Source organism: Paenibacillus sp. IHB B 3415 (assembly GCF_000802655.2).
In the GTDB taxonomy this organism is placed as follows: Bacteria; Bacillota; Bacilli; order Paenibacillales; family Paenibacillaceae; genus Paenibacillus_AQ; species Paenibacillus_AQ phytohabitans.
Genome location: NZ_JUEI01000151.1, coordinates 1 through 10,155, shown reverse-complemented (window position 1 = coordinate 10,155; position 10,155 = coordinate 1). Strand labels below are relative to the sequence as shown.

The window sequence follows — 10,155 nt, the reverse complement described above, 5'->3', positions numbered from 1 at the left end:
AGGGTTATTTTTCCATATCTACTCATGTCAGGTTTGGTGCAAGTGTACTGGCAATTGATCGCTAGTTTCGGCGGAGATAGGAGGAATCTAGTGTACAAAGTGCAACAGACGGCTAGGAAGGGCTTGAACTCACTCCGAATCAAACTTTAGCTTACAGCTTCTAACGCCTATTTCTAACTACTTAACTCCCAGCTTCCACGCATCTAGCCTACTTACCTACAAAATTCCCCCCTCCACCTCCATACTCCAAGCTTGCCGTATGAGTCAACTCTGCCCGCTCTGCGCTTCCTTTCTTCCCCATCGCAAGCTTAACCTTGCGAAATCAGATGTGTGGCAATGGAATGTGCAGGCAATGTGCACTCAGCGATTTCACCGCCGAAGCCAAGCGTCAGGGAGCGTTCTGCTTCGCCTTCATTCATCAATACAACAGCGATGCTGCCGTCCGGATTGCGGAACGCCGCTGACAGTACGCCTTCGGCAGCCGACTGCAGCCCGATCCTCACAGCACCCGGCGCAATGAATTTGCTGAAATGCCCGATGTAATAATACGAGCTGTTATAGTGAACCTCGTCCGTAGTCGTATCCGCAATCACCGGAGCATCGCAGAGATTTCCCACGTGGTTCGGTCCGCCCGTCTCATCCAGCACCAGATTCCAGTCCAGATACCCCTCTGTCCAGGCATTCAGATCGCCGATCATATTCCGGCCGTAGCGCTCACCCGTGAACCATTCCCCCAGACGCACGCCGCCTTCCTGGCAGCCTTCGGTGAAGAGCACATGCTTATCCGGGAAAAGCTCATGCACCTTCTCCACCTTGTCGAACTCCTCGCCGCCGTACCAGTGGATTCCGGTTCCCCATACATACTGCGCTGCTTCCGGATCGGACAGAATCGGAATCACGCGCTCAATCATAATATCGCGGTTGTGATCCCAGATGACGATGTTCACATCCTCCATTCCGGCCTCGCGCATCACCGGGCCGAGGTGGTTTTTGACGAAATCGCGTTCTTCTTCAGCAGTGTATACACAGGAGTCCCAGGTCTGCACTGCCGCCGGCTCATTCTGCACCGACACCGCCCAGACCGGAACGCCCTCTTTGCGGTAAGCCTCGATGAATTTGGTATAATAGCGCGCCCAGACTGCAGCATATTCCGGCTTCAGCGAACCGCCGTTATTCATCTCCCCGTTTGTTTTCATCCAGGCCGGCGGGCTCCAAGGCGAAGCCAGCATCGTGAAGGGCCCTCCTTTTACCTCCATAGCATCCTTAATGAGCGGCAGGACCCACTGGTGATCATGCGAAATATCGAAGGTCGCAAGCTCCGTATCCTCATCCTGCACATAGGTATAGTTGCCGAGCGCGAAGTCACAGCTATGAATATGCACGCGGCCCATACTGTAATTCAGGCCGTCCACCGGGTGAAAATAACGCCGGATGACCTCTGCCCGTTTCTCCGGACTCATCCGGGACAAGGTATACGCAGCCGCTTCAGTGAAAGCGCCGCCAAAACCAATGATTGTTTGAAACTCCTGCTCCGGCTGCAGCAGTATATCTGCTGTTGTACCGGGGATTGCCGCCTTGAACTGAATACCTTCCCTGGAGCTCAGACGATCTGCTGTATCTTTGGCGGTTACTACGGTTTGAACGGTTGGCATGTGGATTCACTCCTTCATAATTTAAAACCGGAATAAAAACGAAAGAAATCGAAACCGGTTTCGATTTTGCTGAAAAAAAATGCATTCCCGGTTGAACGCACTTTATCTCCTGCCCGGCGGTGCACAGGAATCTCTGACGATGATCTCTACAGGCAGAACCAGCGCCTCCTGATTTGTACGCGGGCCGTTCATCGAAGCCAGCAAAAGCTCCGCCGCCCGGGTACCCAGCAGCTCCGTGTTCTGGCGGACGGTGGTCAGCGCAGGTGTAACATATCCGGCAAGCTCAATATCATCATAACCCATGACTGAAATATCCTCCGGTACAGACAGGCCCTGATCCTTGGCAGCCATCACGGCACCCAGTGCAAGCAAGTCACCTGAAGCAAACACAGCCGTCGGCCGTTCCGGCAGCTCAAGCAAAGACTTCATTGCGCCGTAGCCGTTCTCCAGAGAGTAGAATGCTCCCTCGGCAACATATTCGTCCGGCACCTCAAAACCCTGCTGCTCCATCGCCGCTCTGTACCCCAGCTCCCGCTGTTGTCCCGGATACGTATTCCCGCCTCCCGAAATATGGGCAATTCTGCGGTGTCCGAGCGATACCAGATATTCCACTGCCTGCAGTGCACCAGTCATATTATCCGAGCAGACCGTATGCGACAACGCCGTTTCGAAATCGAGAACCACTGTAGGAATATCACTCTCCAGAAGCTCACGGAAATAAGGATCCTCATAATCGGAAAGGAACACTACAACCCCATCGACTCCGCGAATCCGGCAGTTCTCCAGATATCCGCTCTGCTTGCCGCCGACATCCTTCGAGATAAACATGAGGGCGTAACCCTTGGCTACGGCAACCTGCTTGAAGCTCTCAATAACTGCACTGAAGAAAGGATGGCGGATACCCGCTCCCGTATTCTCCACAAACAGCACACCGATTGTCCAGGATTTCTTGGTCGTCAGTGTACGCGCATGCGCATTAGGCAGATATCCCATTTCCTGGGCGGTACGCAGTATTTCCTGCCGCGTCTTCTCCCGCACGTCAGAGTAGTTATTGAACGCCTTGGATACCGTGGTTGGTGAATAGCCGGTTCTTTTGGCAATATCATATATGGTAGTCACTTCCGGTTCACTCCCGCGGCCCAAATGAAAGCCCTTTTATGTTCACTGTCATTCTAACTTCTTTCAGAACGGCCGTCCAGCATAAAATATCTCTGTACCGCAGGCAGCAGCGTAACGATCTGAACCAGCATGCCCAGAGACATGTAGAAAACATGAACAATACTGACTGTATCCATCATATACGTCTGCACCATAATCCAGATAATCTGCCCAAAGCCGATATAGAGCGAGAAGCTCCATGCTGCATGCAGCGCCTTAAACGGGGTCAGCGCATAGCCCCAAGACCACTCAGGCTGCTTAAAAAGACCATAGAGCACCATTAGCGGCAGCAGCCCAAAAATGACCAGCAGCAGAATGCCGGGAATTGCATAACTGTCAAACGGAGATCTTTCCAGTAGGGACGCCGGCATTCCAATCATTTCACCACTGGGATCGGCGAGCAGGACCAGCCCTCCGGCGACAGCTCCAAGGCCTAAGAATGCCTGAAGCACAAACAGCAGTCTTACGGCCCCGGGCTTTTTTTCACTAACGGTCATTCAGCTTCCTCCTCTCTGGTTCATAAATATTGTATTCCTATACAAGCCTCATCATCAATTTACAGCCTTACCTTGCGAGTTTACGGGTTTTTCTTCAAGACTGCGAAGAAGGATTTCACAGCCCTGGAGATTTGCGGCTTTTGGCGCATGCTGTGTGAATACCTGTGCTTTACGCTATACTATTATCAAATCAATGAAATCACATGACGGTATACCGTAAATAAGTTTCTATTTCAAAATACAGAAGGGATTGGACAGTTGCGGCTGAGGGCCGTCCTGCCAAGTATACTTATGACTGAAACTATTCTTCCTCCATCCAAACAATGTGCCTATTGCCATCAGCTTAAGCCGCTCTCCGAATTCCGCAGACGCACAGGCAAGCGCTCCAAGGGAATCTCCCGGCGCGGAGCCTGCCGGGAATGCCGCAAGCTACGCGAAGCAGGGGCTGCGGCTGCGCCGCCGCGTGCAAGCGCGGCACCCGCACTGCCGGAGCGTCCACCCGGTACGGGGACTGCCAAGCGGGATAAGACACTGGTCTCGATCTCTGCAGCGGGCTCCGGAGCTGCCAAACCGCCTGCTGCCTTGGGCCGTCAGCCTTCCTTGCCCGAACGTGCCAAGGAAGGCCGCGGCAGCCCGGGTACCTCCGGCCTCAAGGGCAGGGCACGTCCGCGCAGTGCTGAAACGGGACGCACGATCCCCCAGCAGCGCGGACCGAAGCCCGATCCCCAGGATGCCTCTGCGCTCATCCCTTCAGGCAAGGGTATGATTCTGATGCGCGGGCACAGCGACAAAGGCCGGCGCTGGCATCAGGAGATCGATCTTGAGCTTGCGGTAACGCTTGTCCGGGAGCATGCCGCAGTTGTCGTGAACCGCCGTACGATCCGCCGCTTATACAGCAATAAGGATTTCCGCGCCTATATTCTGACCCGGGACCAGTATATCTGCTATTTCTGCGGCTTATACGGGGATACCATTGACCATCTGCTGCCCCGTGCCAAGGGCGGGCACACTACGCCGGACAACTGTGTCTGCGCCTGCAATTTATGTAATCAGACCAAGGCCGACCAGTATGTAGAGGAATTCATGGGCCGCTAAGCAGGGCACATGATCCTGTACGCAAATCAAAAAGCGCCTCTTACCCCGGCGGCTGCCCAAGGGACACAGCCGCCCCGGCTCGCGGCGCCCAGTATGTAGAGGAATTCATGGGCCGCTAAGCAGGGCACATGATCCTGTACGCAAATCAAAAAGCGCCTCTTACCCCGGCGGCTGCCCAAGGGACACAGCCGCCCCGGCTCGCGGCGCTTCTTCATTCTTCTGTATACTGCTTAGCCTGTAATGTTCTTGACCCGTCCTACCTGTCCGTCAGTCAGCCGCACTTTGATTCCGTGCGGATGGCGGGGCGAATTGGTCAGGATGTCTTTAACCGCGCCATGTGTGAGTTTGCCGGTCGCCTGATCCTGCTTCAGTACAATATCAACCTGAATTCCGGGGCGGATATCCGCTCTAACTTGCCCGTTCATGTTCTTCTCCCCTTTCCGGAAATATCTTATATTCTTGTATATAATCAATTCACTATGATCAATAAGGATGATGACAGCTATGGCCTTTGGCATTAACAGAGCAGAGCTAGCCCGCTGGAAACAAGCGGTCTCCGCTGGTGAAATCGCGTTCCTTACGCATTACTGGCTGGACAAGCGTTTTCCTGACATCACCACAGTGACCAAGGTCGGGTGCAGTGATCTCCCCCGCCTGAGGGAGTGGTGCAGGAAGAACGGTCTTCCGCCGCAATATATTCATAACCGCCAGCCTTTTCCCCACTTCGACCTGATGGGACCGAAGCAGGAGGAAATCCTCCGGCGTGAGGGGCTGTGGGATCAGCTTGAACGGTTCCGTATGCTGTAGCCCCGCAAAAAATGGCCCGTCCGAAAGCTCCGCAGATTATTTCTTGTTCCGTAAACCCTTCATAATCCGGCGGCCGGTTGGCGTCTGCGCCAGTCCGCCCCCCGCCGTCTCGCGGTGCTTCTCGGGCATGGCGGAGCCCACCTCCAGCATGACCTTGATCACTTCATCGGACGGAATCACACTGCGGACACCGGCCAGTGCCATATCCGCCGCAGCAAGCGCCGTGACGGCGCCGAAGCCGTTACGGACAATACATGGAATCTCCACAAGTCCGCCTACCGGATCACAGATCAGCCCCAGTGTATTCTTGAGTGCCAGCCCTACGGCATGCACGGCTTGCGCCGGTGTGCCGCCGCGCATTTCGGTCAAGGCGCCTGCCGCCATCCCGATGGCTGAGCCGACCTCGGCCTGACAGCCGCCTTCCGCTCCCGATACAAAGGAATTGTTGGCAATAACATACCCGATGGCTCCAGCCGCGAACAGGCCGGTAACCATATAGTCATCCTCCCAGCCGAAGCGCTCCTGACAGCTCAGGAACACCCCGGGAATGATTCCGCAGGAGCCTGCGGTCGGCGTAGCAATAATCCGCCCCATGGAAGCATTCACTTCCGAAACCGCAAGAGCATACGCCATGGCCTGGCCGGCAGGACCGCCAAGGCAAGGTTCATCCGCTGCATTGTAAGCAGCCACACGCTGGGCGTCAAGTCCTGTCAGACCGCTGCGTGAGGTGGTGTCTTCATGCATGCCGCGGTGCACCGCTTCCTTCATTACGCCGTAATACTGGCTCATGGTAGCGAACTCCTGCTCCTTGGAACGCCCCGACTCCGCGCTCTGCTCCTCAAGCATCAGAGCGCCGATTCCCAGACCCCGCTCTTCACATAATACAGCCAGCTGGCTGAGTGTTTGAAAATTCATGATGTAATGTCCTTTCCTTTCTGCTCATGTGCCTGTTCATTCAAATCGACGACTTTCACGGACTTCACAGCCGGCAGCGCCCGCAGATTCCGCAGCAGCTCCGGTGTAGCGGCTTCATCCAGCTCCAGCACCGTCAAGGCTGCTCCGCTGCGGTTCTTGCGGTCCAGCGACATATGTCCAATATTGCACTGGCCCTGCCGCATTACATCCGTAACGCTGGCCAGTACGCCCAGATAGTCCATATGATTAATCAGCACGGTTGGATACATGCCGGTAAGCTTCACGCCGAACCCGTCAATATCAACAATTTCGATATTGCCGCCGCCGATCGAGATCCCGGTAAGCATCAGCTCTGTGCCGCTCTCGCTGCCGGTAAGCCGCAAGCGGACCGTATTGGGATGGGGGAACAAGCCCGTTCCCTGGCCGAAGGAAATCTCCATTCCGGCTTCGGCCGCAAGCTCTATGGAATCCGGCAACCGGTGGTCATCGGTGGTAAAGTCCAGCAGACCTCCGGCAATAGCCCGGTCTGTTCCATGTCCCTGATACGTGGCCGCAAAAGAACCGAAGAACGTGACTTCTGCCGTACGCGGCATTTCACCGAGCACCTGGCGTGCCGCTCTGCCGATCCGCGCCGCCCCCGCTGTATGCGAACTGGAAGGTCCGACCATCGCCGGACCGATAATTGAGAATACATCTTTAAACCGCATCGCTCAGGTCTCCCGCTATCAAAATTCGACATTGCACATAGAATAGTGCAAGTCATTTGTAAAGCTCCTATATATTATACTGCGTCCGCACAAAAGCTACACTATTACATTGTTTGTGAACTATCAGCTGTTCCGCGAGAACAGCACAAGGCCATCCCGCTCCTGCCAGCCGGTGCCTGACCAGAAGCTGCGGCCCAGAGCGTTATGCCCGATGACCATCAGATGGCATTTACTGATGCCTTCCTCCCGCAGTCTCTCCAGGCAGCGTGTGACCATCTCACGCCCGGCACCCTTACCCCGGCTGCTGCTGCTGACAGCCACATGATACATATATCCTCTGCGCCCGTCATGTCCGCACACCGCTGTACCCGCAAGTGTACCGTCCTCATCCACACACACCTGGCTGATTCCCGGATTACGCTCCAGATAACGGATAATTTCCCCGCGCGAGTCTGCTTCACTAAGACCCATCCCGTCCGTATTCTTCCATAATTGATAAGCTGCCTCGTAATCATCGGCTGTCATTGGTCTGTATAGCATTAGTTATTCTCTCCATTTCTAAGTTTTTAGTATGTAAAGATAAGACCGTCTTAAGGATCGCCCAGAAGAGGACTGCGGCGCACGCTTTTCTGGGCGCATGCATACCAATATACGGAGAGCCAACAGACAAGGAGGAGTATCACCCGATGAATCCCGTTTACCCCTATTACGGAGAAAAGACGGTATGCCGCGTGCAGCCTATCGCCTTCCCCCCACAGCACCAGGACCGCCAGCCGGGTCTGGAGAGTCTGATGAATCCGCGTCCGATCAGCGAGAACCCTGAGAGCAGCAGCGGCAGGCTCAAAGGAAAGGTTGCCCTGATTACCGGCGGAGACAGCGGCATTGGAAGAGCAACTGCCATCGCTTTTGCCAAAGAAGGGGCAGATATTGCCATCGCTTACTTGGACGAAGCTTCTGATGCCGCAGCTACGCAGCACCGGATAGAAGAGCTTGGACGCTGCTGCCTGCGGATTGAGACGGATCTGCGCTATAAAGAGTGCTGCTTCGAAGCAGTGGAGCACACCGTGCGGACCTTCGGCAAGCTGGACATTCTGGTGAATAACCACGCCGTCCAATATCCGCAGAAGAGCATTCTGGATATCACGGAGGAGCAGCTGTACCAGACCTACCGCACCAATATCTTCCCTTTCTTCTTCCTGACCCAGGCCGCACTCCCGCATCTGCACAAAGGAAGCTGCATTATTAACACCGCCTCCATTACCGCTTACCAGGGCAACAAGGAGCTCATTGACTACTCATCCACCAAAGGCGCCGTTGTCTCCTTCACCCGCTCCCTGGCTCTTTCACTGGCGGACAGCGGCATCCGTGTCAACAGTGTGGCTCCCGGTCCGGTATGGACACCGCTGATTCCTTCCAGCTATTCCGCTGAAGAGGTCAGTGTATTCGGCACAGACACCCCGTTCAAGCGGGCGGCACAGCCCTATGAGCTGGCAGGAGCCTATGTCTATCTGGCCAGCCCTGATGCTTCCTATGTAACAGGCACCTGTATTCATGTTAACGGAGGGGACATGGTTACAAGCTGATTCATGCTCCGGATTCGTCCGGTCATTCCGGCCGTGCTCTTCACCCACCCCGAAAGGATGTTAAGCGATGACCACACATAAGGATTATGATCTGCCTTCTGTCCGCCTGACTGCGGGCATGTACGCACTGACCAAGCTGTCGGCCGCCGGACTGACCTTTATTCTCGTTTCCCTGTTTATGCTCGGCCATGGATACGAAGGCGGAGTGCCGGATGGCTGGCCGGTATCGGTGCCGTATGCCATTTACGCTTACGGCTTACCGGCAGCGATACTTGCCGATGCCCTGCTGCGCATGTTCCGGTCCACTTCGCTCAGTCCGGCCCTGGTGTTATACGCCGTAGCCGGCTTTGGAGCCGGCCTGTGGCTGGCTTCTGAGCAGGGCGGCGATGCAATGACCAGCGGTCTTGCCGGACTTGTAGTGCTGCTGTTGTTCCGGTTCGCCCAGATTGCCGGCGAACGCTACCCGCTCCTGCTTCCCTTCTTCGCCTTGTTTATTCCGCTGCTCTGCCTGGTCTTGTTCTGATACAGTACCGCCGCTGGCAGAGCCGTAATATTAATCCATTCAGGGCAGAGCAATTCTCCCCTTAGACTCGCACGGGCGCAGCAGAAGCGGCAGGATCACGGGTAAGGTATGGTGTATAGATAATGAGCCGCAGCAGCTCAGGAGTTACGGTTCACAGCGCCTCAATAATATCCCCGGCGATCAAGGCCGCCGGGTTGGCCCGCTTCCGGGCGGCCCATGGAGATAGACCCCAAAGGCTGCCGCTTGTGCAGCATCCAGGCCCTGGGCCAGCAGGCCGGAGATGATTCCTGTCAGCACATCCCCCGCGCCGCCGGTTCCCATTCCCGGATGACCCGTGATGTTAACATAAGCCTGTCCTTCGGGCGTTGCTATTACTGTATGGGCTCCCTTAAGCACTAGGATCACGCCGTGCGCTGCGGCATAAGACAGCGCCAGTCCGATCCGGTCACGCTGCACCTGGGCTGTAGAAGTCCCTGCCAGCCGGGCCATCTCCCCGGGATGCGGGGTCAGAATTACCGGATGGCGGCGGCTCCAGGACCCGTAATCGGCATCCGCCAGTATATTCAGCGCATCCGCATCGAGAATCAGGGGAGACTCCGTCTCCTCCCAAAGTCTGCGGAGCCAATCCGTATCTCCTTCGAACCGGCCAAGACCGGGGCCGACAGCTATACAATCGCGGCTTCCGCTTAGCTGCAGCACTTCAGCCGCCGTACCGGCATTCCATTCCCCGTCGCCGCCGGATACCGGGGCCAGCATCAGCTCAGGTGCGCAGCCGATCACATAGGGCAGCAGCTTATCCGGCAGCGCCCACGTCACCAGCCCGCAGCCGGCGCGCAGCGCAGCGCGGGCGCACAGCAGGCCGGCGCCGCTCATGCGCAGGCTTCCTGCTGCCAGCAGGACATGCCCGTAAGTGCCCTTGTGGCCTTCGGGCGAACGGCGGCGCGACACGTCGACCTGCAGACGTGTCCGCAGCACTTCCGGCGTCAGCAGGCTGACCCGGACGCCGCTCTCACGCGCCAGGGCAGCGGGGATGCCGATGGAGCGGACCACCACCTGCCCAGCTGCTCCGGCGCCGGGATACTGCAGCAGCCCGCGTTTGAGGAACGCGAGGCAGACGGTCACCGCCGCATGAATGCAGGGCTCATGCGTCTCGCCCGTGTCCGCGTCCAGCCCGCTGGGGATGTCCGCGGACACAATAAGCCTGCCGCTGGCGTTCGC

At 56.4% G+C, this 10,155-nt stretch carries 11 protein-coding genes and 1 pseudogene; 4 read left to right on the top strand and 8 right to left on the bottom strand.

The annotated features are described in order from the left end of the window. Nucleotides 1-308 precede the first annotated feature (308 nt). The 3 genes from QW71_RS35550 to QW71_RS35540 form a co-directional block, all read right to left on the bottom strand. Nucleotides 309-1,652: a glycoside hydrolase family 30 beta sandwich domain-containing protein gene (locus QW71_RS35550; protein ID WP_039310554.1), complete on the bottom strand. Its 1,344-nt coding sequence runs from the start codon at nucleotides 1,650-1,652 to the stop codon at nucleotides 309-311. Between the two features lie 102 nt (nucleotides 1,653-1,754). Next, nucleotides 1,755-2,771 (bottom strand): LacI family DNA-binding transcriptional regulator, encoded by a 1,017-nt coding sequence (locus QW71_RS35545; RefSeq protein WP_039310558.1) that lies wholly within the window; start codon nucleotides 2,769-2,771, stop codon nucleotides 1,755-1,757. A gap of 53 nt (nucleotides 2,772-2,824) precedes the next feature. Further along, on the bottom strand, nucleotides 2,825-3,307 hold the full coding sequence (locus tag QW71_RS35540) for a hypothetical protein (RefSeq protein WP_039310553.1): 483 nt from the start codon (nucleotides 3,305-3,307) through the stop codon (nucleotides 2,825-2,827). A gap of 291 nt (nucleotides 3,308-3,598) precedes the next feature. On the opposite strand from QW71_RS35540, the gene QW71_RS35535 reads away from it, so the two are divergent. After that, nucleotides 3,599-4,402 (top strand): HNH endonuclease, encoded by an 804-nt coding sequence (locus QW71_RS35535; protein WP_039310556.1) that lies wholly within the window; start codon nucleotides 3,599-3,601, stop codon nucleotides 4,400-4,402. Between the two features lie 230 nt (nucleotides 4,403-4,632). Here the strand turns inward: QW71_RS35535 and QW71_RS35530 are convergent, their stop codons facing one another. Next, on the bottom strand, nucleotides 4,633-4,827 hold the full coding sequence (locus QW71_RS35530) for a YwbE family protein (RefSeq protein ID WP_039310555.1): 195 nt from the start codon (nucleotides 4,825-4,827) through the stop codon (nucleotides 4,633-4,635). Between the two features lie 79 nt (nucleotides 4,828-4,906). On the opposite strand from QW71_RS35530, the gene QW71_RS35525 reads away from it, so the two are divergent. Continuing rightward, entirely contained in the window at nucleotides 4,907-5,209 is a 303-nt protein-coding gene (locus QW71_RS35525; protein WP_039310552.1) for a hypothetical protein, read from the top strand. Between the two features lie 36 nt (nucleotides 5,210-5,245). Here the strand turns inward: QW71_RS35525 and sdaAA are convergent, their stop codons facing one another. The 3 genes from sdaAA to QW71_RS35510 form a co-directional block, all read right to left on the bottom strand. Further along, nucleotides 5,246-6,124, bottom strand: coding sequence for an L-serine ammonia-lyase, iron-sulfur-dependent, subunit alpha (gene sdaAA, locus QW71_RS35520; protein ID WP_039310551.1), 879 nt, complete (start codon nucleotides 6,122-6,124; stop codon nucleotides 5,246-5,248). Further along, complete coding sequence (sdaAB, locus tag QW71_RS35515) at nucleotides 6,121-6,831, bottom strand: L-serine ammonia-lyase, iron-sulfur-dependent subunit beta (protein WP_039310548.1); 711 nt, start codon at nucleotides 6,829-6,831, stop codon at nucleotides 6,121-6,123. The genes sdaAA and sdaAB overlap by 4 nt, the downstream gene beginning before the upstream one ends. A gap of 123 nt (nucleotides 6,832-6,954) precedes the next feature. Next, nucleotides 6,955-7,371, bottom strand: coding sequence for a GNAT family N-acetyltransferase (locus tag QW71_RS35510; protein WP_039310545.1), 417 nt, complete (start codon nucleotides 7,369-7,371; stop codon nucleotides 6,955-6,957). Nucleotides 7,372-7,517: 146 nt separating this feature from the next. Between QW71_RS35510 and QW71_RS35505 the strand changes: the two genes are divergently transcribed. Continuing rightward, a complete protein-coding gene (locus QW71_RS35505) occupies nucleotides 7,518-8,414 on the top strand; it encodes an SDR family oxidoreductase (RefSeq protein ID WP_039310542.1) in 897 nt (298 codons plus the stop codon). 67 nt (nucleotides 8,415-8,481) lie between these two features. Beyond that, nucleotides 8,482-8,937, top strand: a complete 456-nt coding sequence (locus QW71_RS35500; RefSeq protein ID WP_039310540.1) for a hypothetical protein — start codon at nucleotides 8,482-8,484, stop codon at nucleotides 8,935-8,937. A gap of 151 nt (nucleotides 8,938-9,088) precedes the next feature. Here QW71_RS35500 and QW71_RS37545 read toward each other — a convergent pair. Then, nucleotides 9,089-10,155 (bottom strand): annotated as a pseudogene (locus QW71_RS37545) (NAD(P)H-hydrate dehydratase); the annotation flags it as partial.

Excerpts from the sequence above, each read along its gene's own strand:
- QW71_RS35550 (WP_039310554.1), bottom strand. The coding sequence starts at position 1,652 with ATGCCAACCGTTCAAACCGTAGTAACCGCCAAAGATACAGCAGATCGT.
- QW71_RS35540 (WP_039310553.1), bottom strand. The coding sequence starts at position 3,307 with ATGACCGTTAGTGAAAAAAAGCCCGGGGCCGTAAGACTGCTGTTTGTG.
- QW71_RS35535 (WP_039310556.1), top strand. The coding sequence starts at position 3,599 with ATGACTGAAACTATTCTTCCTCCATCCAAACAATGTGCCTATTGCCAT.
- QW71_RS35530 (WP_039310555.1), bottom strand. The coding sequence starts at position 4,827 with ATGAACGGGCAAGTTAGAGCGGATATCCGCCCCGGAATTCAGGTTGAT.
- QW71_RS35525 (WP_039310552.1), top strand. The coding sequence starts at position 4,907 with ATGGCCTTTGGCATTAACAGAGCAGAGCTAGCCCGCTGGAAACAAGCG.
- sdaAA (WP_039310551.1), bottom strand. The coding sequence starts at position 6,124 with ATGAATTTTCAAACACTCAGCCAGCTGGCTGTATTATGTGAAGAGCGG.
- sdaAB (WP_039310548.1), bottom strand. The coding sequence starts at position 6,831 with ATGCGGTTTAAAGATGTATTCTCAATTATCGGTCCGGCGATGGTCGGA.
- QW71_RS35510 (WP_039310545.1), bottom strand. The coding sequence starts at position 7,371 with ATGCTATACAGACCAATGACAGCCGATGATTACGAGGCAGCTTATCAA.
- QW71_RS35505 (WP_039310542.1), top strand. The coding sequence starts at position 7,518 with ATGAATCCCGTTTACCCCTATTACGGAGAAAAGACGGTATGCCGCGTG.
- QW71_RS35500 (WP_039310540.1), top strand. The coding sequence starts at position 8,482 with ATGACCACACATAAGGATTATGATCTGCCTTCTGTCCGCCTGACTGCG.